This is a genomic window from Mycobacterium sp. NGS64 (assembly GCF_059812245.1).
Window position 1 is genome coordinate 105111 of record NZ_JCALCI010000006.1, and the last position, 24861, is coordinate 129971.

Genomic DNA, 24861 nt, shown 5'->3' on the forward strand with positions numbered 1-24861 from the left:
GAGCAAAGCGCCTGGCGATCGGGACGCCCTCATTGCCGCCTGCACAGCCGCCCGCGCCTAGCCGGGCGACGAGAGCGCCCGTTTCTTCAACCAATCCCGCTGCCGGCGGACGAACTCGGCGTCGACAGTCTTTCCGTGGCCCGGGACGTAGACGGCTTGGGGCCCGCCGATCTCGAGCACCCGATCGAGGGTGGCCGGCCAGGCCGCCACGTCGGAATCGGCGTCGATATACGGGTCGGCGGACTCCTCGACCAGGTCGCCGGTGAACACCACGACCGGGTCGCCGGCGTCGTCTCCGGTGGGCACCACCACGACCAGGTCGGCCGTCGTGTGGCCACGCCCCGGGTGAGTCACCGTAACGGTGCGGTCGCCGAGCTCGATCGCGGTTTCGTATAGACCGCGCCGAGGTGGCTTCAGCGCCGAAATCGCGCGATCGACTGCGGCGGCATTCGCGCCGTAACTAAGGGCGTGTGCGCGAAGGTGACCGGTGCCCGACGTCAAATATTCGACAACCTCAGGCGTGCAGTGGATTTCGGCATCACCGAACGCCGAGCAACCCAAGACATGGTCGAAGTGCTTGTGTGTCAGCACGACGTGAGTCACATCGCGCCCGGTGAGCCGTCGCGCGTCGGCGTGGATGGCGGTCGCCTCGGCGAGGGTGGTTCCGGTGTCGATGATCAGCGTTCCGCCGGCGCCCTGCACCAGCCCGATCGTCACGTCGCAGAATGCCAGCCGGCAGCGATGGACCGTGTCGGTCAGCCGTTCCCAGACGAAGTGCACAAGAAGGACGGTAGCCCCGCTCCTGCCGCGGTGGCAGAACATGTCGGAAAAAGTTGACATGTCGGAATTTCCCGACATATATTTCGGAGGTGGCCGCCGCCGATCGGGTCTTTCTCGCCCTGGCCAACCCGGTGCGTCGGGAGCTGCTGGAGATCCTCGCCCGACGCCCGCTGTCCGCGGGCGAACTCAGCGACCGGTTCGAGCTCAGCCGCCCGGCCGTCGCCGAGCACCTCAAGGTGTTGCGTGACGCCGGGCTGGTGGCCGACGAGCCGCAGGGCCGCCGTCGCATCTACCGCCTGACCGCCGAACCGCTGGCGGAGCTCGGTGAGTGGCTGCATCCGTTCGAGAAGTTCTGGCGCGCCCGGCTGGCCGGGCTGGCCGAGGTGGCAGAGGAGCTGGAATGAGCGAGACGCCCGCAACAATCAGCGTGGACCAATTCGTCGCGGCGCCACCGGCGAAGGTGTGGCGGCTGCTGACCGAACCGGAGCTGATGCGGTTGTGGTGGGCCGAGGGAGAGGTGGCCGCGGTGGTCGGCCACCAGTTCACCCTGGACATGCCGGGCTACGGCAGGCAACCCTGCAAGGTGCTCGAGGTCGATCCCCCGCACCGCTTCGTCTACACATTCACCGCGGCGTGGACCCTGACCTGGCGCCTCGAGCCGGAAGGCAGCGGGACTCGAGTGTTCTTGGAGCACAGCGGATTTGACCTGAACGACACCAGGATGGCCGAGGCCTTCGAGCGCATGGGACCCGGCTGGCGCGACGTCGTTCTCCCCCGCCTCGCCGGGGCCACCGCGCGGGCCTGAGGCGCCCGGCGCCGTGTGCGACCATCACACGATGCGCGCAGTCGTCATCACCAAGCACGGCGACCCGTCGGTCCTGCGGGTCCAGGAGCGGCCGGACCCGCCGCCGCCGGGCCCCGGACAGTTGCGGGTCGCGGTGCGGGCGGCCGGGGTCAACTTCGCCGACCACCTGGCCCGCGTCGGTCTGTATCCGGACGCGCCGAAGCTGCCGGCGGTGGTCGGCTACGAGGTCGCCGGGACGGTCGAGTCCGTCGGCGACGGCGTCGACCCCGACCGCGTGGGCGAACGCGTGTTGGCGGGCACGCGATTTGGCGGCTACGCCGAGGTGGTCAACGTGGCGGCGAGCGATTCCGTCCCGCTGCCCGATGCGTTGAGCTTCGAACAGGGCGCCGCCGTCCCGGTGAACTACGCGACCGCCTGGGCGGCGCTGCACGGTTACGGGTCGCTGCGCGCCGGCGAGCGGGTGCTGGTGCACGCCGCGGCCGGCGGGGTGGGCATCGCCGCCGTCCAGTTCGCCAAGGCGGCCGGCGCCGAGGTGCACGGCACCGCGTCGCCCGCAAAGCACGCGAAGCTGACCGAGCTGGGCGTCGATCGGGCCATCGACTACCGCCGCGACGGCTGGTGGAAGGGCCTGGAGCCCTACGACCTGGTGCTCGACGCGCTCGGCGGCACGTCGCTGCGCCGGTCCTACGCGCTGCTCCGCCCGGGCGGAAGGCTTGTGGGCTATGGCATTTCGAACATGCAACACGGCGATAAGCGCTCGCTGCGCGCTGCGGCGCCGCATGCCGTGGCGATGCTGCGCGGTTTCAACCTGCTCGATCAGCTCTCGGAGTCGAAGGCCGTGATCGGGATCAACATGCTGCGGCTGTGGGACGACCGCGGCACGCTCGAGCCGTGGATCACCCCCCTGGCCAAGGCGCTCGACGACGGCACCATCGCTCCCGTCGTCCATGCCGCGGTGCCGTTCGCCCGGGCGCCGGAAGCGCACCGGATCCTGGCGGCCCGGGAGAACGTCGGCAAGGTGGTGCTGGTGCCGTGAGTTTTAGCACCGCGACAATGGCTATCTAATCCGTCATGGCTATCACCGATTCCCGCGAAGTCGTCATCGACGCGACGCCCGACGAAATCATGGACGTGCTGTTCGACCTCGAGTCCTTGACCGAGTGGTCCTCGTTTCACAAGAAGGTCGAAATCCTGGAACGCGACGCCGACGGCCATCCGAGCAAATCGCGGCAAACGGTGAAAATCGTCGGCGTCAGCGACGAGCAGGTGCTCGACTACTCCGTTCACGACGACGGAGTGGGCTGGACCCTGGAGAGCTCCAAACAGCAGCGCGCGCAGGAGGGCCGCTACACCCTGACGCCCGACGGCGATTCCACCCGCGTGCGTTTCGATCTGACCGTGGACCTTTCCGCCCCGGTGCCGGGGTTCCTGGTCAAGAGGGGGGCCAAGGGCCTGATGGAAACCGCGACCGACGGCCTGCGCAAGCGCGTGCTCGCGGTCAAGGGCGGCAAGTAGGTTCGAAAACGAGTCCTTCCCGACCGACCGTCGGCGAGCGACACTGTCCTGTATGGAATCGCTTCACCGCTTCGCGCCGGTCACCGCCGGGCTGGCGCTCCTCGTCACGCTCGCCGGCTGCGGCGGCCAGGGGGGCAGCCATTCGACGGCGCCGCAGACACCCAAGGTGACGACCCTCGGCCGGACCGTCGCGCAGGCGCCCGGCGACGGGCCGCTCACCATCGGCAGCCCGGCGTTCCCCGACGGCGCGCCGATCCCCGCCCAATACACCTGCAAGGGCGCCAACGTCGCCCCGCCCTTGACGTGGTCGGCGCCGTTGGGCGGGGCACTCGTCGTCGACGATACGGACGCCCCGCGCGGACCCTACGTTCACTGGATCGTCGTCGGAATACCACCCGGTCCCGGGAGCACCGCGGACGGCCAGACCCCGGCCGGCGCCAGCAGCCTGCCGAACTCGGCCGGGCAGGCCGGCTACAGCGGGCCCTGCCCGCCCGCGGGCACCGGGGTGCACCACTACCGGTTCACCCTTTACCAGCTTCCCGCCACCTACCAGCTCCCCGCGGGACTGACGGGAGTGCCGGCGGCGCAGGCGATCACGAAGGCGGCGGCGGCCCAGGCGCAATTCACCGGAACCTTCGAGGGCTGATGACCCAGGCGGGGGCGCCATGCCGGCACAACCCACGTTAGATGTAACGCTGGCGATACAATTCGGCCAGCTCGTCGATGCGACCCGCGCGACATCGCCCGGCGATTTGACGAACAAGGCCGGGCAGGCCCTGAGCGCCGGCGGCGTCGACTACACCGTGGTCACGACGATCTACGCCAATGATCTGGCGACCGACATGAATCCGGCCCGCGCCGACGACGAAGTCTCCATCGGGCTCATCTGCCAGGAAAACAAGACTGGCAACGTGGCGATCGCGATCCGCGGCACCGCAGGGTGGCTGGAATGGATCCACGACGTCGAATTCGGGCTGGTGCCATGCCCTTTCCTGACGGGAGCCGGGCACACGGAGGACGGCTTCACCGACATGTACGAGTCGCTGCGCACCGGGGCCCAGTCGGGTTCGCCGAAGGTGGTCGACGCGCTTGCGAACCTTGCGTTCCCGCAGGCCGTCGGCTCCGTGACGATCTGCGGGCACAGCCTGGGCGGAGCCCTGGCGACGCTGCTGGCCCTCGATCTGGCGGCCAACACCACATTCGCCGCTCCCGCGGTCTACACGTATGCCAGTCCGCGCACCGGGGATTCGCTGTTCGCCGCCACCTTCGACCAGGTGGTGAAGAACTCGTTTCGCATCGCGAACCGGTTGGACATCGTCACCGCCCTGCCTCCCCCCGTCGACTACGAACACGTGCTCAATCCGACTTGGCTGAACCCGATTCGGTTGCTGCCGCTGCCACCGAAGGTTCTGGTCAAATACTCGGTGGCGTGCGAGCATTCGCTCGCGACCTACCTGTACCTGCTGTCGCTGCAATCGGGCGGCCCGACCCTGAACCTCGAGCCGGCCTGCAAGCCCTCCTAGTCCGCCGGTGTCCGGGTGGCGAGCCGAATTAACCCGCGGCGCAGCCGTTTGTCGCGCTTACCGGCGGCCAGCTCGATCAGGGCGATCTCCGCGACCGCCGCGACGAGCAGCACCGCGACCGGTTCCGGGGGCGCCCAGCCGAGCGCGGCCAGATCGGGCGCGATCAGCGCGGCCGCGGTTTCGTTGCGGGCGGCGACCAAATCGCTCAGCCCGGCCTCGGTCCGCGACTGCACGAGCAACGCCTTGGTGGCCGCCTCGGCCAGGCAGCCGTCGAGGTAGGCGTTCATCCCCGCCGCGAGCCGCTCGCCGCCGGGCGGCAGGTCGCCCATGGCGGCGGTAATCAACTCCAGCAGGTCGTCATGGAACCGGGTGTGCAGCGCCCGCAGATACTCCGACCGGCTGGGCCAATGCTGATAGAAGCTGCCCTTCGCCATGCCGGCCTCACCGACGATCGCGTTGACCGAAATCCGGGCCAGGTCGGCCGATCCCAGCAACCGCTGTCCCGCGTCCAGCAGCGCATTGCGCCCCGGCTCTGGCGATCTCACCGCACCCCCGCCCGACGTTGGCTGCGGCGGGCCAGCATTTCGCCGTACTGCTCGCAGACGTGGATCACGCCGGTGAGCTGATAGGTGATCCATCCCTTGTGGGTCGACGGCAGGTTCTTCTCGAACACCCGGTGCCCGATGATTTGCAGGGCCCACCCGCCGACGAACATCGCGGCGCCCACTCTCGGCTTGGCCCACACCAGCGGGAGGCCGGCCGCGATGATCGGCGTGCCGACGAGGTGCGTCGCCCGCACCCCCTTCGAGGTGTGCTGGGTTCGGTAGTAGGCCATCTTGTCCGCAAAAGGCGCTTCGGGCGGCGGGGCCGGCATCGCGGGATCCCTTCTTGTCAGGGCGATCGTGTCGTTGTAGCGTAAGCCATGACCGACCAGTCGGTCAACATCTGCGAGAGGACCTCCGATGGCGACTGTTCAAACCCGCGCTGGGCGCGTGGGCTACCACGAATCCGGCAGTGGTCCAACGGTTTTGCTGCTGCATGCGACGCTGCACGACCGGCACGACTTCGATCCCATTGTCGAAACGCTGGCCACGAACTACCGCACCATCGCGGTGGACTGGCCCGGGCACGGCGAATCCGATCCGCTCGTCTCCCCGATGGAGACCAGCTCGCCGCTCTTCGCTGACGTGCTGGAGGACGTCGTGGACGGCCTGGGTCTGTCGAAGGTTCTGTTGATCGGGAATTCGGTCGGCGGGTTCGCGGCCGCGCGATTGGCGATCAATCGCCCCGAGTGCGTCGCGGGTCTGATCCTCGTCAACACGGGCGGGTTTGTTGCCCTCACTCCGACGGTTCGGGCCTTTTGCCGGGTGCTCGGCACGCCGGCGGTGTTCCGCCGGGTCGCTCCCTTCTTCGTCCGCGGCTACATGAAGGCCAAGACCGACAGCGACCGGCGGATCGTCGAGCGTACGACCGCGGTGGCGAAAACGCCCGAGGGCGTCCGCAATGGCGCGGCGCTGTGGCGAAACCACGCCACGGCGCCGCTCGAGCACGACCTGCGCGGCCGCGCCGGCGAACTGTCCGTGCCCACGCTGATCGTGTGGGGCAAGAAGGACATCGCCATACCGTTGCGAGCGGGACGCGCGACCCACGACGCCATCGCCGGGTCCCGGCTGGAGATCCTCGACACCGGTCACGTGGTCTTTTCGTCGGACCCCAAGGGCTTTCTCGCCGTCGCCGAGCCGTTCCTGGAATCGGTCAGCCTGCGGCGGTGACCGGCGCGTCACCGCGCCGCGGCACTGCACAGGCTGCAACGACACGCCGAGAAACGTGACGCTGCTTCAAGGTTCGCGAACAGGAAGTCCCGATAACCCCTGCGCGCTCTCGACGGCCGCCTCGACGAAGCGGCGCAGCGCGGCGTTGCGGCCGCGCGGCAGAAACACCAGCGCCACCGGGCTCGGGGGCGCGCCCCGCAGCGGAATGAAGCGCACCCCGGGGTGGATGTTGCGCCGGACGGCGACGTCGGGGATCACGCCGAGGCCGCGATCGGCCGCGACGGATTCGATCCACTCGTCGAAATTCGCTGTCTCCACGATCGTTTCGGGTCCCGCGCCGGCGGCCCACGACCACGGGCCGGTGGTGCCGCTGGCGGTGTTGACGACCAAGGGCCACCGCGGTACCTCGGCCCAGTCCAATTCCGATCGGTCCGCCAGCGCCGAATGCACCGAGCACACCGCGACCCGAGACTCGTTGAACAGGTGCACGACGCGCAGGCCCGCCGCCGTGAGCCGGCCGCGCACGACGGCGACGTCGACCTTGCGCTGCTGCACCGCGCCCGGCGCGTCGTCCGTGCGGACCAGCCCGACCGCGGTCCCGGTGGCGCGCTCGAAGCGGGCGAGGGTGTCCTGCGCCCAGGGGTCGGGCAGCAACCAGCTGAATCCGAGGCGGATCACTGCCTGCTGCCGCACCGCGCCGAACCCGCGTTCCAGTTCCGCGAGGACTCGTTCGACATGGTCGAGGAAAGTCCGGCCGGCCTGCGTCGTCTCGACGTGGCGCGAACTGCGGTCCAGGAGCGTCACTCCCAGGGCGTCCTCCAACTGTTGAATGGTGCGGCTCAGCGCCGGTTGGGTGATGCTGAGCTCATCCGCGGCCTGCGTGAACGACTTGAGTCGCGCCACCGCCTCGAACACCCGGAGGTGGCGCAACTCGACCCGGCCGCCGTCCAAACCGCCCATGTCTGGCAAGCATAGATCGATTACATCGGGCATTTCACAGCGGCTTTCGGCGGGCCTAGCGTCGTAATCAGACCAAGGACTCAAGGAGACACAATGCCGCTGCTGTACATAGACCTCATCGAGGGCCGCACGCCGGAGGAGCTTCGGGCCCTCCTGGATGCCGTCCACGACACAGTTGTCGAAGCGTTCGGGGTGCCGCCGCGCGACCGCTACCAGGTGGTGCGCACGCATCCGGCCCACGAGATCGTCGCGTGGGACACCGGTCTCGGCATCACCCGCTCGACCGGGCAGGTGGTCGTGCACGTGGTGAGCCGGCGCCGCACGCGCGCGATGAAGGAGAAGTTCTATGAGCTGCTGGTGACCAATCTGTCCGAGCGGTGCGGGGTCGACCCGGCCGACGTGATCGTCTCGATCACCGAAAACGGCGACGAGGACTGGTCGTTCGGATATGGACGGGCCCAGTTCCTCACCGGGGAGCTGACATGACGCTCAGCACCCGACTCACGGAATTTTTCGGGATCGAACACCCGATCCTGCTCGCCCCGATGGCCATGGTCTCGGGGGGCCAGCTGGCGGCGGCGGTGACGGCGGCCGGCGGGCTGGGCCTCATCGGCGGGGGCTACGGTGACGCGGCATGGCTGGAACGGGAATTCGACCACGCCGCCGGGACCAGGGTCGGAGCCGGGTTCATCACCTGGAGCCTGGCCCGCACGCCGGACCTGCTCGACGAAGCATTGGCGCGCCAGCCGGCCACGATCATGCTGTCGTTCGGTGAACTGCAGCCGTTCGCCGACCGCATCCGCGGGGCCGGCGTCCCGCTGATCGCGCAGGTGCAGAACCTCGACCACGCGCGGCGGGCCCTCGACGCCGGCGCGGAAATCATTGTGGCCCAAGGCGGCGAGGCCGGCGGGCACGGAATGACCGCCCGCTCCACCTTCACGCTGGTGCCCGACGTCGCCGATCTCGTCGCCGCACGCTCGCCCCAAACCCTGGTGGTGGCCGCCGGCGGCGTCGCCGACGGCCGCGGCCTGGCCGCGGCGCTGGCGCTCGGCGCCGACGGTGCGCTCGTCGGAACCAGGTTCTGGGCGTCGACCGAAGCGCTGGTGTCGGCGCGGGCCCAGCAGCGCGCCATCGGAGCGAGCGGCGACGAGACCGTTCGCACCCGCGTCTATGACCTTGTGCGGCGGCTGGATTGGCCCGCCGAATACACGGTCCGGGCGCTGGCCAACCCCTTCCTCGGCACCTGGCATGACCGCGAGGAGCAGCTGTCCGGTTCGCTCACCGAGGCGGTCGAAGCCTTCCAAACGGCGACGGTCGCAGAGGATTTCGACACCGCGGCCATCATCATTGGCGAGGCAATCGGGCGCGTCCGCCAAATCCGTCCCGCCGCGGACATCGTCGGTGACATGGTCGGCGAGGCCGGCGAGATCCTCAACCGGGCGCAGGTCCGGTGCTCAGTACAGGGGTGACCAGCTCGACGTCCGCAGCAGCCGGCTCTCCCACTGATCGCGGTACTTGAGGGCCTCGTACATGTAGCTGCCCGGCGCGCGGTGCTCGGGCGGGGTCTCGGTAGTCAGCAGGTGCACGAGCGCCGCATAGTTGTTGGCGTCGTCAATCTTCTGCCACAGCATGGCTTCTCGCCGCCGATAGCTCCCATGCGCGACCTGGAAGCACGCCTGGATGTCCAGGATGCGCATCCCGCGTGGGGCTTTGGAAAGCACCCGGTAGTAGATCTCGTCCCACATGCGGATGTAGTCGTCGAGCGGGGCGGACGGCCAGCCGGTGTCCTCCATGAACAGGCTCAGCGGATGCGTCGCGCCATCGGTGGGCACGCTGGCCAGGTCGACCGTCTGCAGCGGTGACCAGGAGACGGGCACCAGCATCTTGCCCGTGACCTCGTGGCGCAGGGTGTCCAGCTCGCGCATCCAGGCCCGAAGGTCGCCGGTCTGGGCACGCTGGACCAGGCTCTCCCACGCCGCGCCGTCGCTGATCGCGGTGATGGTGACGACGTTGTAGGACACCCCGGAGCCGTGGGCGTGGTTCGTGTACCAGAGCAGCCGGGCATCGTCCCCCTTGGCCAGCATGGGCATCCAGCCGTCACGGTAGGCCGCTTCGAATTCCTCCTGCCGAGAGCCGACCACCTTGTGGGTCTCGTGAAGAAACAGCACTGGCACTCCCTGAGTTCAGGCACTAGCTCATGTCTCGTGCAAGATGAGCGCGGCGATCTGGCGGCGGCTGACCTTGCCGGTCGCGTTGTAAGGAATGCTGTCGACGATCGCCAGCCGCTCGGGCAGCTTGAAGTAGGCGATCAGCTCGCGGCAGTGCGACCGCAGCTGCTCGAGTGTCACTGGGGCGCAAGCAACTACGGCCGCCCCGACCCGCTGGCCGAGCTCGTCGTCGGCGACGCCGGCGACCGCGACGTCGCTCACCGCAGGATGGGAACGCAATGCCTCCTCGACTTCGACCGGGCCGAACTTCTCTCCCCCACGGTTGATCGTGTCACTCAGCCGGCCGCACGGGAAGATGTAGCCGTCGGCATCCCGGCGGGCGAGGTCGCCGGTGTGCAGCCACCCCTCGGTGACGTTCTGCATGGTGTTCACCCACAGTTCGCCGACCGTTCCCGGTGCGACGTCGTCGCCGGTGACGGGGTCCACCACTCGCACGTCGACCCCGGGCAGCGGCCGGCCCACCGAACCGGCCCGGGCCGGATCCCGGTGGTCTTGAGGCAGCAGGGTCGTGTAGGCCCCGAGGGTCTCGGTCTGCCCGAACACGTTGGCGAACGCGACGTGCGGCAGCGCGGCCATCGCCCTGCGCACCAACGCAATTGGCGCGGCGGCGGCCCCGTACGCGATGGCGACCAGGGACGACAGGTCGCTGGTCGCAAAGTCCGGGTGATCGAGGATGCGCTGCAGCATCGTCGGCACCATGAAGGTGGCCGTGACCCGGTGCTGCGCCACCAGCCGCAGCCACTCGCCGGCGTCGAACCGCGGTTGCACCACCGACGTGTTGCCCGAGTACAGACTGCCGAGCGTGCCGAGCGAGCCGCCGACGTGAAAGAACGGGACACACATCATGCCCACCGCGGGTGCGGCGTCCGCCCGGAACGGCGCGGCCATTCCCTTGATCCGCGCGGTGAGCTGCCGGGTGGAGATGCCGACGGCTTTGGGGAGTCCGGTCGTGCCGCTGGTGAACAGCACCAGGGCCTCCCCGTCGCCGGCGGACGGGTCGGGCTCGACGACGTCATCCGCGAGGTCGGCGGCGGTCAGGACGATCGGTGCACCCGCTTCGCGCACCCGCTGCGCGTACTGCTCCCCCGCGACCGCGACGTCGGCGCAGCCGGCGTTTTTCAGCAGTCCCTGTAGTTCCGGCGGCGTCAGCGCGGGATTCATCAGCGCGGCCGCGGCGCCGAGGCGCGGCGCGGCGAGCAGGGTCGCGATCGACATCAGGCTGCCGTTGTCGACGACCGCGACCCGCTCGCCGGCCGTCACGCCCCGGTCGGCCAGGGTGGCGGCGCACCGCCGAACCGTCGTCGCCAGTTCGCCGTAGCTGATGCTGCGCCCGTCGATGATCAGGGCAGCCCGGGCGGGATCGCCGATGGCGGCGGCCTCGTGGATCGTCCCGGTGTTCATCCGCGGTCCCTAATGCAGCGGCGACCAGGTGGAGGTTCTAAGCAGCCGGCTGGTCCACTGGTCGCGCAGGTCCAGCGCGTCGTACATCCAGGTCCCGGGGGCGCGGTATTCGGCGGGGATGTGGGTGCGGAGCAGATCGAGCAACGCTTCCGGCCTACTGATGCGCTGCATCAGGATCACCTCGCGGCGCACGTGGCTGCCGAGGGCGGGCTGGAACGAGGCGTGCATGCTCAGCATGGATGACGGTTGGTCGAGGCTCTTGGCGTAGACCTCGCCGCATCTGACGATGTACTCCTCGAACTTGTCCTCGTAGGGCCACATGGTGTCCTCCATGTAGAGGCTCATGTCGTGCTCTCGCCCGTCGACCGGCACCTCCTCGAGGCGGACCTCCTGCAGTGGCGACCACGGGAGCGGCACCAGCAGCTTGGCGTCGACCTCGTGGCGGAGCTCGTCGAGGTGGCGCATCCACTCCTGCAGGTCGCCCTTCTGGACCCGCTGGGTCAGACGCTCCCAGGCCGCGCCGTCGCGAACGGCGGTCACGGTGATCACCGTGTAGGCGGGTCCGCTGCCATGGGCCTGGTTCGTGTACCACAGCAACCGCGCGTCGTTCCCGGCGGCGAGCATGGGCATCCAGCCCGTTCGAAACGCGGCCTCGAAGTCGTCCTCACTGCGGCCACGGACCTTGTGCACCTCGTGCATGAACAGCACGCACCGACCTCCAAATTCGGGACGCCCGCCCGATGAGCGCCCTCAATCAACGGACCGTAGCCAACCAGAATTTCGCGGCGGCGCCGGGTCTGCCTATGCACGATCGCATGCCGGATCCGACCTAGACAGCCCAGTTGAGAATCTGGTTTGCTCCACTAGGTAACGATCTTCCGCGGGCAGGAGTTCACGAATGGCCCGAGTCAATGTTCCAGATGGCCCCGGCGGCGAAGCCGCCATGATCTGGTCGCTACGACCGCAGCTCGGCTCCATGGTCGAGCGCATGATCCGGGGCGCTTACCAGCAGAGCATGCTGCCGGCCGAGGAGCGGGAGCTGGCCCGGATGCGAATCGCCCAGATCAACGACTGCGTCGCCTGCTCGGACTTCCGTGCCCAGTCGGTCCTGGACGCCGGGGTCGCCCCCGAGCTGTACGACAACGTAGCCGCGTACGCCAGCTACCCCGGCTACACCACGCGCCAGCGCCTGGCCATCGAGTACGCGGAGCGCTTCGCCACCGACCACGCGTCGATGGGCGACGCGTTCTTCGACCGGCTGCGGGAGTCGTTCTCGGACGAGGAGATCCTCGATCTCACGCTGTGTGTCGCGGTGTTTCTCGGCCTGGGGCGTTCGCTGACCGTCCTGGGCGTCGACCAATCCTGTGCCATCGACCTCTGACCCCGTCGGGAAGGACCCAATGGACCTCGCCTCGGTCGACGAATTGCTGACCACCACACGGGCGGTGCGCAGACGCCTCGACCTGAACCGGCCGGTCGGACGCGAGGTGGTCCTCGAGTGCATCCGGCTCGCCATGCAGGCCCCCACCGCCAGCAACGCGCAGGATTGGCGATGGCTGGTGATCACGGACGCCGACAAGCGCGCCGCGATCGGCGACATCTACCGCAGCGTCGGCGCCGAGTACCTCGCGTACGCGGCAAAGGAGGCTTCCGATCCCCAGACCCAGCGCGTGTACGCCGGCGCGCTGGCCCTGACGGACACGCTGGCCCGGGTCCCCGTGCACGTCATCCCCTGCCTGGATAACCGCATCGACAACTCGAACCTGCTGACCGCCGCCTCCGCCTGGGCGTCGATCATCCCGGCCGGCTGGAGCTTCCTGTTGGCCCTGCGGTCGCGTGGGCTGGGATCGGTGTGGACGACGATGCACCTGGCCAAGGAGCAACAGGTGGCCGAGCTGCTCGGCATCCCGCCGACGGCCACCCAGGCCGCGCTGTTCCCGGTCGCCTACACCATCGGCACCGACTTCCGGCCGGCCGCACGCCCGCCCGCGGAGACCATCACTTATTGGAATTCCTGGGGATAGCCTGGTTGGAGCGAACTGATGCAGTCCTACACCGTGCGATTCCACGTCGACGCGCCGCCGAAAAAGGTGTGGCGGGTGCTTCACCCGCCGGCGCCGCCCGACGCGCCGCGGCCGCGGGTCCTCACCTGGCCCACCGGCAGCATGGAGATCCTCAACGAAGGCAACGAGGCCGGCGAGGGCCTGGTGCGCACGTGCGTCTTCCCGGTTCCCAAATACCTGCTGTCCGGCGGCAAGGGGCGGTCCTGGGAGAGCGTGACCGAGGCCGAGATCAACAAGCTGTCGCGCTATGTGGCCGTCGGCGCGCCATTGTGGTCGCGCGCGGAGGGTTATCACGAACTCGAGGAGCAGCCCGACGGCACGACCGTGCTGACCTTCCACGAGACCTACCACGCCTATAACCCGGTGCTGCGCTTCTTCCTGGAACGCCCCGTGCACGCGAGGATTTCTCGCGACAACCTCGAGGTGTACGAGCATGCGCTGGGCTACGCGGGGAAGGTGCGTCGGCTGACGTAATCGGCCGCCGTCGAGCACCCCGACGTGTATCTGATTTTCGCCGGCGCAATCTTCGGCGACCAGGTGACCGCGCTGCAGGTGGTGTGGGTGGACTCGCACGGTCGCTGGCCGTGGGCTGCGGGCTTCGACGGCGGACGCGGCACCCAGGCGGCGATCGGCGTGCACGCGACAACAGAAATGTGAAATGGAGTGCTCGCCCCGGTACGCTGACGTTCTATGTGGTTCAAAGCAGGCGCACCGGTTTCGGCACGGGTTGTCGCCGCCGGGCTGCTGCTTGCGGGCTGGGCGGCATCCGCCGCTGTCGCCGGCGCCGATCCCGAGCCGACGCCACCGCCGTCGCCGACGGCCTCACCCGGACCATCGCCTTCGCCGGGCGCCTCACCTGCATCGGCGCCGAAGACGACGATCGACCACGACGGCACCTACGCGGTGGGCACGGACATCGCGCCAGGCATCTACAGCTCGGCGGGGCCTGTGGGCGAGGGCACCTGTTACTGGAAGCGGACGAGTAACCCCGACGGCAACCTCGTCGACAACGCCATGAGCAAGAAGCCCCAGGTAGTGCAGATCGACCCGGGCGACAAGTCGTTCAAGACGACGGGCTGCCAGCCCTGGCAGCTGACCCCCGACGCCGCACTGCCTCCCAGCGCACCGCCCGCCGGTGTGCAAGGCACTCTCGGCATCCTCAACGGGCTGCTCGGCGGCCAGAACGGCCCGCAACCCCCCCACTCCTGACGGGAGACCGCGGCCGTTGGCAAGTGAGGCGGGTGACCCACAGGAGATCGTCGTCGTCGGCGCCGGCGTCAGCGGTTTGACGTCGGCGATCTGCCTGGCCGAAGCGGGCTGGCCGGTGCGGGTGTGGGCGGCCGCGATGCCACAACGGACGACCTCGGCGGTCGCCGGCGCGGTGTGGGCTCCCCCACGGCCCGCCGAACGCGCCGCGGCGACCCTGGGTTGGAGCGAGCACTCCCTTCGGGTGTTCCGCGAACTGGCCTGCGACCCGGGCACCGGCGTTCGCATGGCACCGGCGCTGGCCGTCGGGGAATTCATCGGCGCCGAGGCGGCCGCGCCGGCGGCCGAGCTGATCCCCGACCTGCGGCCGGCCGACCCGGCCGACGTCCCGGCGGGCTTCGGCGCCGGCTTCCGCGCCACGATGCCCATGATCGACATGCCGCAATACCTCGATTACCTGACCCGGCGCCTGGCCGCGGCCGGCTGCGCAATCGAGGAGCGCCCGGTCGGGTCGTTGGCGGAGGCCGCCGACGCCGCACCGATCGTCGTCAACTGTGCCGGCCTCGGCGCCGCAGCGCTGACGGGCGACGACACCGTGCGGCCGCGGTTCGGCCAGCACGTCGTGCTGGCGAATCCCGGCCTGCAGCAACTATTTATCGAGCTGAACCAGGCACCGGAGTGGACCTGCTTCTTCCCGCACCCGCAGCGGGTGGTGTGCGGTGGCATCAGCATCGCCGACCGCTGGGACACCACCGCGGACCCCGAGGTGACCGACCGCGTCCTCCAACGCTGCCGCCGGATCGAGCCACGCCTCGGCGACGTCGAGGTGATCGAGACCATCACCGCGCTCCGCCCGGACCGGCCGTCGGTACGGGTGGAAGCCGAGTCGCTCGGGCGGGCCCGGTGCATCCACAACTACGGCCACGGCGGCAACGGCGTGACCCTGTCGTGGGGTTGCGCGCGCGACGTCGTGCGTCTGGTCGACGGGGTCGCGCGGTGAGCATCGACTACCGGCTGGATGACCACATCGCCACCATCACGATCAACCGCCCGGAGACGCGAAACTCGTTGGATATGGCGCACTTTCGTGACTTGGCCCACGCGTGGGCGGCGTTCCGCGACGACGAACGGGCCTGGGTGGCGGTAATCACCGGCGTCGGCCGGGACTTCTGCACGGGCGCCGACCTCAAGAAGTTCATCCCCGAACTCACCGGTGACCTGCCCAGGCCAGAGGGGTGGAACAAGGACGACGCCATCCACGCCGTCCTGCATCGGTTCCCCGTGTACAAGCCGATCGTCGCCGCCGTGAACGGGACATGCGTCGCAGGCGGCTTCGAGATGCTGACCTCCACCGACATTCGCGTCGCCGTCCCCGACGCGCGTTTCGCGGTGATGGAGCCCAAGCGCGGCCTGTTCGCCGGCGGCGGAAGCACCGTGCGGCTGCCGCGCCAGCTGCCCTACCCGTTGGCGATGGAGCTGCTGCTGACGGCGGACATGGTGGACGCCGAACGGGCCCTTGCCATGGGACTGATCAACCGGGTGGTCCCGGCGGATCAACTGATGGACACCGCCTACGACTTTGCGGAGCGCATCGCTGCGAACGCGCCGCTGGCGGTGTTCGCGACGAAGCAGTCGGCCGTCGAAGGCCTGGCGCTGGATCTGAAGTCGGCCTACGACAACGAAACCCGGCACAGCGACCGGGTTTTCGAGACCGAGGACGCCAAGGAGGGGCCGCGCGCGTTCGCCGAGAAGCGACCGCCGCGCTGGCGGGCCCGGTGAAGGTTTAGGCGCCCTTAGCCGCGCGTGACGTCGCGGATCACCAGGGACAGCACCCAGCTCACGATCGACAGCAGGATGGCGGCCCAGATCGCCGTCCACCAAAAATGGTCGATCTGCAGTCCCCAGTGGGTGGTGTGCGAGGTGATCCACGCAGTGATCCACAACATCAACGCGTTGATCACGATGTGGAAGAGCCCGAGGGTCACGATGTAGAGGGGAATCGACAGGATCTGGACGACCGGCTTGATGAACGCGTTGACCAGACCGAAGATCACCGCGACGACGAAGATGATGCCGGCCGTCTGCAACGTGGTGGTGCCGCCGACGAATCTCATCCCGTGCATGAAGAGGGTGACGATCCACATTGCGATGCTGGTCAGCGCTGCGCGAAGCAGAAAGGGTCCCATGCGGGAGATCCTGCCACCCGGCGGGCGGTTTAGTTCAGGTTGTAGAAGCGCTGCGCGTTGAGGCCGCCGATCTTTTCGCGTGCCTCCTCGCTGATGTCCGCACGGGTCCGCAGGTGCTTCGTGCTCTCCGGCCATTCGCCGTCCCAGTGCGGGTAGTCGCTGGCGAACATGATGAAGTCGGCGCCGAGCACGTCGATCACGCCGGGCAGGATCGGTTCCTCCGGCTCGCACGTCACGAAGATGTTGCCGGCGGCCAGGTACTCGTGCGGATCGCGACGCCAGCCGCGCTCGACCCAGTCGCCCCGCTTCTCGTAATGCTCGTGCAGGCGATCGATGAAAAACGGGACCCACCCCGCGCCCGCCTCGAGGAAGGCGACCCGCAGCTGGGGATGCCGCTCGAAGACGCCGCCGGAAACCATCGCGGTCATCGCCGTCATCTGGTCGAAGGGAAAGCTGATGCAGTGCACCTGAATGTAATTGGTGAAGCGGTCCACGCCGATCTTCGGCAGATGGATGCCGGGGGCACCGTGAACGCCCAGCGGCATCCCGAGTTCGACGGCGGCGGCGTAGAACGGATCGAGGTCGGGGTGGTCGAGGTTGCGGGTCTTGAGCGCCGGCGGGACCAGCGTCGCCACCAGCCCGAGTTCTTTGGCTTCCGTCATAACGTCGATCGCCGCCTGGCCGTGCTCGATCGGTGTAACGGCGACGCCGAGCAACCGGCCTTGCGATGACGCGCAGTAATCCGCGATCCACTGGTTGTAGAGCCGCGAGAATCCCGCGGCGAATTCCGGGTCCTCGAGGCTGGGTGCGCACAGGCCCATGCTCGGATACAGCACCATCGTGTCGATGTGATCGCGGTCGGCGTCGCCCAGCACCCCCTCCGGTGTGCGGCAATTGATGTCGGGTGCCTTGCTGATCCCGTGTTCGGGCGGACAACCCGCACCGGGGCCCTCGTCCTCCGGATAGTTGCGGCCCTCGAACATCAACCGCAGCCGCCCGTCCGTGCTGGGCCGGACGTGGTCAGGCCAGCGTTTGATCGCTTCGATCGCCAGCGAGGAGTTCTCGGCGACGTGTCCATCGGCATCGATGATTCGCATGTATCCGGAACTTACTCTCGCGCATCGCCGCCCGGTACTGCAACGATGCTGAAGTGACAACACAACCCTCTCGGCAGAAGTTGACCCCCGATCAGCGGAATTCGTTCGTCGCGGCATTGCTGGGCTGGACGATGGACGCCTTCGACTACTTCATCGTCGTGCTCGTCTACGCCGACATCGCCAAGACGTTCCACATCAGCAAGGCGGAGGTCGCGTTCGTCACCACGGCCACCCTGATCATGCGCCCCGTCGGCGCGCTGCTGTTCGGGCTGTGGGCCGACCGCGTCGGGCGGCGCCTCCCCCTGATGGTCGACGTGACGTTCTATTCCATCGTGGGGTTCCTGTGCGCGTTCGCCCCCAATTTCACCGTCCTGGTGGTGTTGCGGCTGCTGTACGGCATCGGCATGGGCGGTGAGTGGGGGCTGGGGGCCGCGCTGGCCATGGAGAAGGTTCCCGTGGAGCGGCGCGGGTTCTTTTCTGGTCTGCTGCAAGAGGGTTACGCGTTCGGCTACCTGCTGGCGAGCGTCGCGTCGCTGCTGGTGATGAACTGGCTGGGGCTGTCGTGGCGCTGGCTGTTCGCCTTGAGCATCATCCCGGCACTGATCAGCCTCATCATCCGGTACCGAGTCGAGGAGTCCGAGGTCTGGGAGGCCGCGCAGGACCAGATGCGGCTCACCAGCACCAGGATCCGCGACGTGCTGCGCGACGGCGCGATCATCCGCCGATTTTTCTACCTGGTCCTGCTGATGACCGCCTTCAACTGGATGAGCCACGGCACCCAGGACGTCTACCCCACCTTCCTGGGCGCCACGGGCAATCACGGCGCCGGCCTGCCCAGCGCGACCGTCAAGTGGATTGTCATCGTCTACAACATCGGCGCCATCGTCGGCGGGCTGTTCTTCGGCACGATGTCGCAGCGGTTCGGCCGCCGCTACACCATCATCTTCTGCGCGCTGCTGGGCCTGCCGATCGTGCCGTTGTTCGCCTACTCGCACAGCGCGGCGATGCTGTGCCTCGGCTCGTTCATGATGCAGCTGTGCGTGCAGGGCGCGTGGGGAGTGATCCCCGCTCATCTCACCGAGATGTCCCCGGACGCCATCCGCGGTCTCTACCCCGGCGTGACCTACCAGCTCGGGAACCTGTTGGCCGCGTTCAACCTGCCCATCCAGGAACACCTGGCCGAGTCGCACGGCTACCCCTTCGCGCTGGCGGCGACGATCGTGCCGGTGCTGATCGCCGTGGCCTTCCTGACGCTGATCGGCAAGGATGCCACGGGGATTCGGTTCGGCACCTCCGAAAGCGCGTTCCTGCCAACCGAAATGACGTGAGGCTATTCGGCGCCGCTCAGCATTCGCAGCAGCAGGTGCATCGCCACCGTCGTCGACCGCTCACGGACGTCGGAACGGTTGCCGGGCAGCCGCAGCGTTCGTGTATCGGCGCCGCCATCGGCGAGCATCACTGTGAAACAGACTGTGCCGACGGGCTTTTCCGGGGTTCCCCCGCCCGGGCCGGCGATCCCGGTGATCGCGACGGCGGTGTCCGCACCGAAGCGCTTGAGCGCGCCTTGCGCCATCGCCTCGGCCACCGGTTCGGACACCGCGCCGTGCTTCTCGATCAGGGCCGGGTCCACGCCGAGCAGCTGCGCCTTCGCGTCGTTGGAGTAGGACACCACGCCGCCGGCCACGTAGTCCGAGGAACCGGCCCGGTCGGTCAGCCGCGCCGCCAACAGGCCCGCGGTGCAGGATTCCGCCGTCGCTATCCAGCGGCCCTGCAGCAACCGCGCCACCAGGTCGTCGACCCCTGAGCCGTCTTCGGAGTAGATCTGCCGTCCGTGCCGCTCGCGCAGCACCTCGGTCAGGCGCGCATAGGCGTCCGCGGCGTCCGGCTCGTAGCGGGTGACCATTTCGATCTCCCCGCGGCGCAGGCAGGTGGTGATCTCCAGGCGGTCAAAGCCGGGAACGGATTTCTCGGCGTCGCGCAGCGTTTCGGCCAGCCCCGACTCGGGCAGCCCGAACATCCGGATCGTCTCCTGGCGGTAGGTCGTTCGGCCGGCGATCGCCTCCTGCGCCGCGGGCGTCTCAATTGCCGTGTGCCACATGGGCTGAAGCTCGCGCGGCGGTCCCGGAAGCACGATGACCGTCGGCTTGCCGGGCACCACTACGCCCGGTGCCGTGCCCACCGGGTCGAGCACCTGCGCGCCGTCGGGGATCATCGCCTGTTTGCGGTTGGCGGCCCTGATGGACTCGAAAGTGCCGGGATCCAGAGCGGATTGGAACGCGGGATTGCGGGCCATCAATTTCTTGAGGATCTCGGCGATCTTGTTCTCGGTTGCCTCGTCGAGCACCAAGTCGCGGCCGCAGAAGCGCGCCACCACCTCGACGGTCATGTCGTCGGCCGTCGGGCCCAGGCCGCCGCTGGTGACGATCAGGTCCACGCCCTGCTCGGCCAGGAAACGCAGCTGCGCCTCGATATCGGCAGGGCGGTCGCCGCAGATGGTGATGTGCGCCAGCTCGACGCCCAGCTCGAGGAGGCGATCGGCGAGCCAGGGGCCGTTTGCGTCCTGGACGCGCCCGGTGAGGACTTCGGTTCCGGTGACGACAATGCCCGCGCGTGCGCTCACCGGGTTGAGCCTACTGGCGTGCCGTCGGCCGGTTGACTGAACTAGCCTGAGGCCGTGGCCGGGACGTCTGCGGCACCGCGGATTCGCTACGCCAGATGCGGTGATATCGACATCGCCTACCAGGTCTTCGGGGAAGGCCCGGTCGATCTGGTCTTGCTGGCCGGGCCATCGATACCGATCGACTCCATCGACGCCGAACCCTCGCTGTACCGCTTCTACCGGCGTCTGGCGTCGTTCAGCCGCGTGATCCGCTTCGATTTCCGCGGGATGGGTCTGTCGTCGCGAGTCCCCTCGCTGGAGATGATCGGGCCGAAGTTCTGGGCCGAGGACGCGATCGCGGTGATGGATGCGGTCGGCTCCGAGCAGGCGTCCATTCTCGCGACAAGCTACAACGCGATGAGCGGGCTGGTGCTCGCCGCCGACTACCCCGACCGGGTGCGCAGCCTGGTGATCATCAACGGCACGGCGCGGGTGCTCTGGGCACCCGATTACCCCGTCGGGGCTCGGCCCAGCGCCACCGACCCGTTCACGTCCGTCGCGATCGAGCCCGACGCGGTTGAACAGGGGTCGACGTGCTGGGAATCATCGCGCCCAGCGTCGCCCGCGACGACGCGTTTCGCGCGTGGTGGGACATCGCCGGCAACCGCGCTGCGTCGCCGAGCATGGCGCGCGCCGTGAGCAAGGTCGTGACCGAGAGCGACGTACGCGACACGCTCCCGCGCATCGGCGTGAAGACCCTTGTCTTGCACCGAGATCGCGTGAAATTCATCTTGGCGGACAACGGTCGTTATCTCGCGGAGCACATCGCGGGGTCGCGCTATGTCGAACTGCCGGGCGAAGATTCGCTGTACTGGGTCGGCGACGCCGGGGCGATGCTCGCAGAGATCGAGGAGTTCATCACCGGTGTCCGCGGGGGCTCGGACAGCGAGCGCGTGCTCACCACCATCGTGTTCACCGACATCGTCGGCGCCACCGTGCGCGCCGCGGAGCTCGGCGACCAACGCTGGCGGGATCTGCTCGACCGGCACGACACCGCGGTCCGCCGGGAAATCACGCGATTCGGTGGGACCGAAAGGAACAGGGCCGGTGACGGATTCCTCGCGACGTTTGCGAGTCCCAGTGCCGCAATTTCGTTCGCCGAGGCCGTCGTCGACGCGGTGCGTGTGCTCGGTGTCGAGGTGAGGGTCGGCATTCACGCGGGCGAGATAGAGGTTCGCGGCAACGACGTCGCCGGACTGTCCGTACACATCGGTGCGCGCGTCTCGGCGCTGGCCGGACCGAGCGAGGTGCTGGTGTCCTCGACGGTGCGCGACATCGTCGCCGGCTCCGGGCGCCAGTTCGCAGCGCGCGGTGAGCATGAGCTCAAAGGTGTGCCGGACTTGTGGCGGCTCTACTTGTTGGTCCGCGAGCGACAATGAGCCGATGATCGAGCTAGAGGTAGTACAAGCCGACGTGACCAAGCTCGAGGTCGACGCGATCACCAACGCGGCCAACACCCAACTGCGGCACGGCGGCGGTGTCGCCGCGGCCATCTCCCGCGCCGGCGGACCCGCGGTACAGCGTGAGTCGACCGAGAAAGCGCCGATCGGGCTCGGCGAAGCCGTCGAAACCACCGCCGGCGACATGCCGGCGCGCTACGTGATCCACGCGGCGACGATGGAACTCGGCGGCCCGACCTCGGCCGACATCATCTCCCGCGCCACGGATTCCACGCTGCGCAAGGCCGACGAACTCGGCTGCCGCTCCTTGGCCCTGGTGGCGTTCGGCACCGGCGTCGGCGGGTTCCCGCTCGAAGACGCGGCGCGGCTGATGGTCGACGTCGTCCGTGGGCACCGGGCGAGCTCCTTGGAGAAGGTGGTGTTCGCGGTCCACGGCGAGGCGGCCGAGCGGGCGTTCCGCGACGCGGTACAGCAGGCCTAACCGTCGGAGAGATAACGCTCGACCGTGGCGACTTTCTGCGTCATCGCGTCGCGTGCGCCGGGCCGCCAGTCCGCCTTGATCACCGTGCTGACCCGCGGCGCGCGGGCGGCCACCGCCTCGACGGCGCGCTGCACGACGGCCATCACTTCCCCCCAGCTGTCGCCCTCGATCACGGTGAACATGGCATCGGTCTTGTTGGGCAGCCCGGACTCGCGAACCACGCGGACCGCGTCGGCAACGATCTCGCCGACGCCCTCTCCGACGCCCAGCGGGGTGACCGAAAACGCGACCAGCACGGACACGTGCCGAGCCTACCCAACCTTTTCGCGGCAAGCCTGGCAGCATCGAGGGCCATGCGGGTTCTGGTGCAACGGGTCTCGTCGGCGTCGGTGTCGGTCGACGGCCGGGTGGTGGCAGCCGTCCGGCCGGACGGCCAGGGCTTGCTGGCGTTCGTCGGCGTCACCCACAGCGACGACCCCGACAAGGCGCGGCGGCTGGCCGAAAAGCTCTGGTATCTGCGCATACTCGCCGACGAACGGTCCGCGGCGGATGTCAACGCGCCGATCCTGGTGGTCAGCCAGTTCACCCTGTACGCCGACACCGCGAAGGGCCGGCGCCCGTCGTGGAACGCCGCCGCGCCCGCCGGGGTCGCCGAACCGCTGGTGACGGCGTTCGCGGAGGCGCTGCGGGCGCTGGGCGCCGAGGTGCAGACCGGCGTGTTCGGCGCGCACATGCAAGTCGAATTGGTGAACGACGGCCCGGTCACGGTTGCTTTGGAACTTTGACGGTGCCCACGCAGGTAGGTTGGTGAGTCGGGAGGGCTGAATCCGCTATGAGCACGACACCTGAGTTCGGGTCGCTTCGTTCCGACGACGACCAGTGGGACATCGTCAGCGGCGTGGGCTACACCGCGCTGCTGGTGGCGGGGTGGCGGGCGCTGCACGCCGTGAGCCCCCAACCGCTGGTCCGAGACGAATACGCGAAGGCGTTCATCGCCGCCTCGCAGGACCCGTATCTGGCGGGCGTGCTCGCCAATCCGGGAACCTCGGACGACGAGACGGCCTTTCCGCGCCTGTATGGCGTGCAGACCCGGTTCTTCGACGACTTCTTCGTGTCAGCGGGTGACGCGGGCATTCGGCAAGCGGTGATCGTCGCTGCCGGATTGGATTCGCGGGCCTATCGCCTCGAATGGCCGGATGACACAACGGTTTTCGAGGTCGATCTGCCGAAGGTCCTCGAATTCAAGGCGCGCGTGCTCGACGAGCAGGGCGCGACGCCCAAGGCCCGCCGGATCGAGGTCGGAGCCGACCTGCGCACCGACTGGTCGCGGCGATTGGAAGAGGCCGGCTTCGACACGGAAACACCGAGCGCCTGGTCGGTGGAGGGAGTGCTGCCCTACCTCACCGACGAAGCCCAGAACACGCTCTTCACCCGCATCAGCGGGCTCAGCGCGCCGGGAAGCCGAATCGCCATCGGAGCGCTGGGATCGCGGCTGGACCGCCAGCAGCTCGCCGCCCTGGAGGCCGACCATCCCGGGGTCAACATGTCCGGCGACGTCGACTTCTCCGCCCTCACCTACGAACCCAAATCCGACCCGGCGGAGTGGCTCGCCGAGCACGGCTGGGCCGTCGAACCGGTCCGCAACACGCTGGATCTGCAGGCCGGCTACGGGCTGACCCCGCCGGAGGTCGACGTTAAGATCGACGCTTTCATGCACTCGCAATACATCACGGCGACGCGCTCGGCCTAAGCCGGGACTAGGGCGTTAGCAGGACCTTCACCTCGTCACCGGAGCGCGCCTCGGCGGTCGCGTAGCCTTTGGCCGCCTCGTCCAACGGCAGTGTGGTGGTGAAGATTCCGTCGACGTCGAGCCGGCCGGACCGCAGCAGCGGGATCAACTCGGGCCAGGTCCGCTGGACGGGCGCCGTGGTCATCCGCAGGGTGATGCTGCGAATCAGGCAGCCGAGCGCGTTGAGCGGAAACGGATTCATATCGTGCACGCCCACCACCGAGACGGTGCCTCCCGCCCGCACCGCGTTGAGCGCGTCGGTCAGCGACGCGTCCGTGGCGACGGCGTCGATCACCGCGTCGGCGCCCCGGCCGCCCGTCGCCGCGAGGATCGCTTCGACCGCGGGCGCCTTGATCGGCGTGGCGCCCCACCGGGCGGCGCGATCCAGCCGGCCATCGACCTGATCGACGGCGAAAACCGTTGCCGCGCCTTGGAAAAGCGCGCTGCGCAGCGAGCACAATCCGACCGCGCCCAGGCCGATCACGGCCACGGTGCCGCCGTAGGGAATGTCGGCGCGTTGGGCGGCGGCCCAGCCCGTCGCCAGGTTGTCGGTCAGCAGCAGCGCCTGCTCGGTGCTGATCCCATCGGGCGTCCGCAGCAGCTGAAAGTCGGCGGCGGGCACGGCGAGCAGATCGGCCTGCGCCCCGCCGAGCAGGCCGCCGCCGAAGATCTGAAACCCGGAGTAGCACATGACCGGATCGCGGGTGGCACACCCCGGGCAGTGGCCGCAGCCGGTCACCGACGACACCATGACCTGGTCGCCCGCCTTGACCGTGTGCACCTCGGGTCCGACCTCCACGACCGTGCCGACGGCCTCGTGGCCCAGCGCGATCGGATCGGGCATGGTGAAATCGGCCTCGTAGAAGTGCAGATCCGATCCGCAGATGCCCGCGGCGGTGACCTCGACGATGGCCCCGTCGGGGCCGGGAAGCGTGGGATCGGGGCGGGTCTCGACCCGGATGTTGCGGGGTCCGTCGACGACTACCGTACGCATGG

General features: G+C 68.7%; 32 protein-coding genes and 1 pseudogene. 21 read left to right on the forward strand and 12 right to left on the reverse strand.

What is annotated here, in order from left to right; translation table 11 throughout:
* Nucleotides 1-57: 57 nt before the first annotated feature.
* Nucleotides 58-780 carry an MBL fold metallo-hydrolase gene (locus tag AC5Y4S_RS24045; protein ID WP_500035109.1) on the reverse strand — a complete coding sequence of 241 codons (723 nt, stop codon included), beginning with the start codon at nucleotides 778-780 and terminating at the stop codon, nucleotides 58-60.
* 89 nt (nucleotides 781-869) lie between these two features.
* Here AC5Y4S_RS24045 and AC5Y4S_RS24050 point away from each other — a divergent pair, with 89 nt between their 5' ends.
* From AC5Y4S_RS24050 to AC5Y4S_RS24075, 6 genes are read left to right on the forward strand one after another with little or no spacing between them, the layout of a single operon-like run.
* Nucleotides 870-1184: an ArsR/SmtB family transcription factor gene (locus AC5Y4S_RS24050; RefSeq protein ID WP_500035110.1), complete on the forward strand. Its 315-nt coding sequence runs from the start codon at nucleotides 870-872 to the stop codon at nucleotides 1182-1184.
* Complete coding sequence (locus tag AC5Y4S_RS24055) at nucleotides 1181-1585, forward strand: SRPBCC family protein (RefSeq protein ID WP_068187267.1); 405 nt, start codon at nucleotides 1181-1183, stop codon at nucleotides 1583-1585. Before AC5Y4S_RS24050 ends, AC5Y4S_RS24055 begins: the two co-directional genes overlap by 4 nt.
* A gap of 31 nt (nucleotides 1586-1616) precedes the next feature.
* Entirely contained in the window at nucleotides 1617-2621 is a 1005-nt protein-coding gene (locus tag AC5Y4S_RS24060) for a zinc-binding dehydrogenase (RefSeq protein WP_500035111.1), read from the forward strand.
* 35 nt (nucleotides 2622-2656) lie between these two features.
* A complete protein-coding gene (locus AC5Y4S_RS24065) occupies nucleotides 2657-3100 on the forward strand; it encodes an SRPBCC family protein (protein WP_500035112.1) in 444 nt (147 codons plus the stop codon).
* A gap of 52 nt (nucleotides 3101-3152) precedes the next feature.
* A complete protein-coding gene (locus AC5Y4S_RS24070; protein WP_500035113.1) occupies nucleotides 3153-3746 on the forward strand; it encodes a YbhB/YbcL family Raf kinase inhibitor-like protein in 594 nt (197 codons plus the stop codon).
* A 19-nt stretch (nucleotides 3747-3765) separates the two neighbouring features.
* The gene (locus AC5Y4S_RS24075) at nucleotides 3766-4623 is read left to right on the forward strand and encodes a lipase family protein (RefSeq protein ID WP_500035114.1); all 858 of its coding nucleotides are present in this window, start codon (nucleotides 3766-3768) and stop codon (nucleotides 4621-4623) included.
* On the opposite strand, the gene AC5Y4S_RS24080 is transcribed toward AC5Y4S_RS24075, so the two are convergent.
* Together AC5Y4S_RS24080 and AC5Y4S_RS24085 are read right to left on the reverse strand one after the other, a co-directional pair.
* Complete coding sequence (locus AC5Y4S_RS24080; protein ID WP_500035115.1) at nucleotides 4620-5168, reverse strand: TetR/AcrR family transcriptional regulator; 549 nt, start codon at nucleotides 5166-5168, stop codon at nucleotides 4620-4622. The genes AC5Y4S_RS24075 and AC5Y4S_RS24080 overlap by 4 nt on opposite strands.
* Nucleotides 5165-5497 (reverse strand): DUF962 domain-containing protein, encoded by a 333-nt coding sequence (locus tag AC5Y4S_RS24085; protein ID WP_500035116.1) that lies wholly within the window; start codon nucleotides 5495-5497, stop codon nucleotides 5165-5167. The genes AC5Y4S_RS24080 and AC5Y4S_RS24085 overlap by 4 nt, the downstream gene beginning before the upstream one ends.
* A gap of 88 nt (nucleotides 5498-5585) precedes the next feature.
* Here AC5Y4S_RS24085 and AC5Y4S_RS24090 point away from each other — a divergent pair, with 88 nt between their 5' ends.
* On the forward strand, nucleotides 5586-6395 hold the full coding sequence (locus AC5Y4S_RS24090; protein ID WP_500035117.1) for an alpha/beta fold hydrolase: 810 nt from the start codon (nucleotides 5586-5588) through the stop codon (nucleotides 6393-6395).
* A 66-nt stretch (nucleotides 6396-6461) separates the two neighbouring features.
* Here AC5Y4S_RS24090 and AC5Y4S_RS24095 read toward each other — a convergent pair whose 3' ends face one another.
* A complete protein-coding gene (locus AC5Y4S_RS24095) occupies nucleotides 6462-7355 on the reverse strand; it encodes a LysR family transcriptional regulator (RefSeq protein ID WP_500035118.1) in 894 nt (297 codons plus the stop codon).
* A 93-nt stretch (nucleotides 7356-7448) separates the two neighbouring features.
* Here AC5Y4S_RS24095 and AC5Y4S_RS24100 point away from each other — a divergent pair, with 93 nt between their 5' ends.
* Complete coding sequence (locus AC5Y4S_RS24100) at nucleotides 7449-7841, forward strand: tautomerase family protein (RefSeq protein ID WP_500035119.1); 393 nt, start codon at nucleotides 7449-7451, stop codon at nucleotides 7839-7841.
* The gene (locus AC5Y4S_RS24105) at nucleotides 7838-8824 is read left to right on the forward strand and encodes an NAD(P)H-dependent flavin oxidoreductase (RefSeq protein WP_500035120.1); all 987 of its coding nucleotides are present in this window, start codon (nucleotides 7838-7840) and stop codon (nucleotides 8822-8824) included. Before AC5Y4S_RS24100 ends, AC5Y4S_RS24105 begins: the two co-directional genes overlap by 4 nt.
* On the opposite strand, the gene AC5Y4S_RS24110 is transcribed toward AC5Y4S_RS24105, so the two are convergent.
* Genes AC5Y4S_RS24110 through AC5Y4S_RS24120 form a run of 3 tightly spaced genes read right to left on the reverse strand, consistent with a single transcriptional unit; the run spans nucleotide 8810 to nucleotide 11683 of the window.
* The gene (locus AC5Y4S_RS24110) at nucleotides 8810-9523 is read right to left on the reverse strand and encodes a hypothetical protein (protein ID WP_500035121.1); all 714 of its coding nucleotides are present in this window, start codon (nucleotides 9521-9523) and stop codon (nucleotides 8810-8812) included. The two genes, AC5Y4S_RS24105 and AC5Y4S_RS24110, sit on opposite strands and share 15 nt — an antisense overlap.
* 27 nt (nucleotides 9524-9550) lie before the next feature.
* On the reverse strand, nucleotides 9551-10984 hold the full coding sequence (locus AC5Y4S_RS24115) for a class I adenylate-forming enzyme family protein (RefSeq protein ID WP_500035122.1): 1434 nt from the start codon (nucleotides 10982-10984) through the stop codon (nucleotides 9551-9553).
* Between the two features lie 9 nt (nucleotides 10985-10993).
* Nucleotides 10994-11683, reverse strand: a complete 690-nt coding sequence (locus tag AC5Y4S_RS24120; protein WP_500035185.1) for a hypothetical protein — start codon at nucleotides 11681-11683, stop codon at nucleotides 10994-10996.
* 199 nt (nucleotides 11684-11882) lie between these two features.
* On the opposite strand from AC5Y4S_RS24120, the gene AC5Y4S_RS24125 reads away from it, so the two are divergent.
* Genes AC5Y4S_RS24125 through AC5Y4S_RS24155 form a run of 7 tightly spaced genes read left to right on the forward strand, consistent with a single transcriptional unit; the run spans nucleotide 11883 to nucleotide 16032 of the window.
* Nucleotides 11883-12365, forward strand: coding sequence for a carboxymuconolactone decarboxylase family protein (locus tag AC5Y4S_RS24125; protein ID WP_068138652.1), 483 nt, complete (start codon nucleotides 11883-11885; stop codon nucleotides 12363-12365).
* 19 nt (nucleotides 12366-12384) lie between these two features.
* Entirely contained in the window at nucleotides 12385-13008 is a 624-nt protein-coding gene (locus tag AC5Y4S_RS24130; protein WP_500035123.1) for a nitroreductase family protein, read from the forward strand.
* A gap of 18 nt (nucleotides 13009-13026) precedes the next feature.
* The gene (locus tag AC5Y4S_RS24135; protein ID WP_068189461.1) at nucleotides 13027-13521 is read left to right on the forward strand and encodes an SRPBCC family protein; all 495 of its coding nucleotides are present in this window, start codon (nucleotides 13027-13029) and stop codon (nucleotides 13519-13521) included.
* 24 nt (nucleotides 13522-13545) lie between these two features.
* Complete coding sequence (locus AC5Y4S_RS24140; RefSeq protein ID WP_500035124.1) at nucleotides 13546-13704, forward strand: DUF4262 domain-containing protein; 159 nt, start codon at nucleotides 13546-13548, stop codon at nucleotides 13702-13704.
* A 33-nt stretch (nucleotides 13705-13737) separates the two neighbouring features.
* On the forward strand, nucleotides 13738-14256 hold the full coding sequence (locus AC5Y4S_RS24145; RefSeq protein WP_500035125.1) for an Rv1352/Rv1906c domain-containing protein: 519 nt from the start codon (nucleotides 13738-13740) through the stop codon (nucleotides 14254-14256).
* A gap of 16 nt (nucleotides 14257-14272) precedes the next feature.
* Nucleotides 14273-15253 (forward strand): FAD-dependent oxidoreductase, encoded by a 981-nt coding sequence (locus AC5Y4S_RS24150; RefSeq protein WP_500035126.1) that lies wholly within the window; start codon nucleotides 14273-14275, stop codon nucleotides 15251-15253.
* A complete protein-coding gene (locus tag AC5Y4S_RS24155) occupies nucleotides 15250-16032 on the forward strand; it encodes an enoyl-CoA hydratase/isomerase family protein (RefSeq protein WP_500035127.1) in 783 nt (260 codons plus the stop codon). The genes AC5Y4S_RS24150 and AC5Y4S_RS24155 overlap by 4 nt, the downstream gene beginning before the upstream one ends.
* Before the next feature lie 14 nt (nucleotides 16033-16046).
* On the opposite strand, the gene AC5Y4S_RS24160 is transcribed toward AC5Y4S_RS24155, so the two are convergent.
* A complete protein-coding gene (locus tag AC5Y4S_RS24160) occupies nucleotides 16047-16439 on the reverse strand; it encodes a phage holin family protein (protein ID WP_500035128.1) in 393 nt (130 codons plus the stop codon).
* Nucleotides 16440-16468: 29 nt separating this feature from the next.
* The gene (locus AC5Y4S_RS24165; protein WP_500035129.1) at nucleotides 16469-17536 is read right to left on the reverse strand and encodes an amidohydrolase family protein; all 1068 of its coding nucleotides are present in this window, start codon (nucleotides 17534-17536) and stop codon (nucleotides 16469-16471) included.
* Between the two features lie 131 nt (nucleotides 17537-17667).
* Here AC5Y4S_RS24165 and AC5Y4S_RS24170 point away from each other — a divergent pair, with 131 nt between their 5' ends.
* Complete coding sequence (locus AC5Y4S_RS24170) at nucleotides 17668-18864, forward strand: MFS transporter (RefSeq protein WP_500035186.1); 1197 nt, start codon at nucleotides 17668-17670, stop codon at nucleotides 18862-18864.
* A gap of 2 nt (nucleotides 18865-18866) precedes the next feature.
* Here AC5Y4S_RS24170 and AC5Y4S_RS24175 read toward each other — a convergent pair whose 3' ends face one another.
* Nucleotides 18867-20156 (reverse strand): competence/damage-inducible protein A, encoded by a 1290-nt coding sequence (locus tag AC5Y4S_RS24175; RefSeq protein WP_500035130.1) that lies wholly within the window; start codon nucleotides 20154-20156, stop codon nucleotides 18867-18869.
* A 54-nt stretch (nucleotides 20157-20210) separates the two neighbouring features.
* On the opposite strand from AC5Y4S_RS24175, the pseudogene lipJ reads away from it, so the two are divergent.
* Both lipJ and AC5Y4S_RS24185 read left to right on the forward strand, forming a co-directional pair.
* Nucleotides 20211-21574, forward strand: a pseudogene (gene lipJ / locus AC5Y4S_RS24180) (bifunctional lipase/adenylate cyclase LipJ).
* 4 nt (nucleotides 21575-21578) lie between these two features.
* Nucleotides 21579-22076 (forward strand): macro domain-containing protein, encoded by a 498-nt coding sequence (locus AC5Y4S_RS24185; protein ID WP_500035131.1) that lies wholly within the window; start codon nucleotides 21579-21581, stop codon nucleotides 22074-22076.
* Here the strand turns inward: AC5Y4S_RS24185 and AC5Y4S_RS24190 are convergent.
* Nucleotides 22073-22378 (reverse strand): MTH1187 family thiamine-binding protein, encoded by a 306-nt coding sequence (locus AC5Y4S_RS24190; RefSeq protein WP_500035132.1) that lies wholly within the window; start codon nucleotides 22376-22378, stop codon nucleotides 22073-22075. The two genes, AC5Y4S_RS24185 and AC5Y4S_RS24190, sit on opposite strands and share 4 nt — an antisense overlap.
* 51 nt (nucleotides 22379-22429) lie before the next feature.
* On the opposite strand from AC5Y4S_RS24190, the gene dtd reads away from it, so the two are divergent.
* Both dtd and AC5Y4S_RS24200 read left to right on the forward strand, forming a co-directional pair.
* Nucleotides 22430-22861: a D-aminoacyl-tRNA deacylase gene (dtd, locus tag AC5Y4S_RS24195; RefSeq protein ID WP_500035133.1), complete on the forward strand. Its 432-nt coding sequence runs from the start codon at nucleotides 22430-22432 to the stop codon at nucleotides 22859-22861.
* 47 nt (nucleotides 22862-22908) lie between these two features.
* On the forward strand, nucleotides 22909-23826 hold the full coding sequence (locus AC5Y4S_RS24200; protein WP_500035134.1) for a class I SAM-dependent methyltransferase: 918 nt from the start codon (nucleotides 22909-22911) through the stop codon (nucleotides 23824-23826).
* A gap of 7 nt (nucleotides 23827-23833) precedes the next feature.
* On the opposite strand, the gene AC5Y4S_RS24205 is transcribed toward AC5Y4S_RS24200, so the two are convergent.
* Nucleotides 23834-24859: an alcohol dehydrogenase catalytic domain-containing protein gene (locus tag AC5Y4S_RS24205; RefSeq protein ID WP_500035135.1), complete on the reverse strand. Its 1026-nt coding sequence runs from the start codon at nucleotides 24857-24859 to the stop codon at nucleotides 23834-23836.
* Nucleotides 24860-24861: the final 2 nt, after the last annotated feature.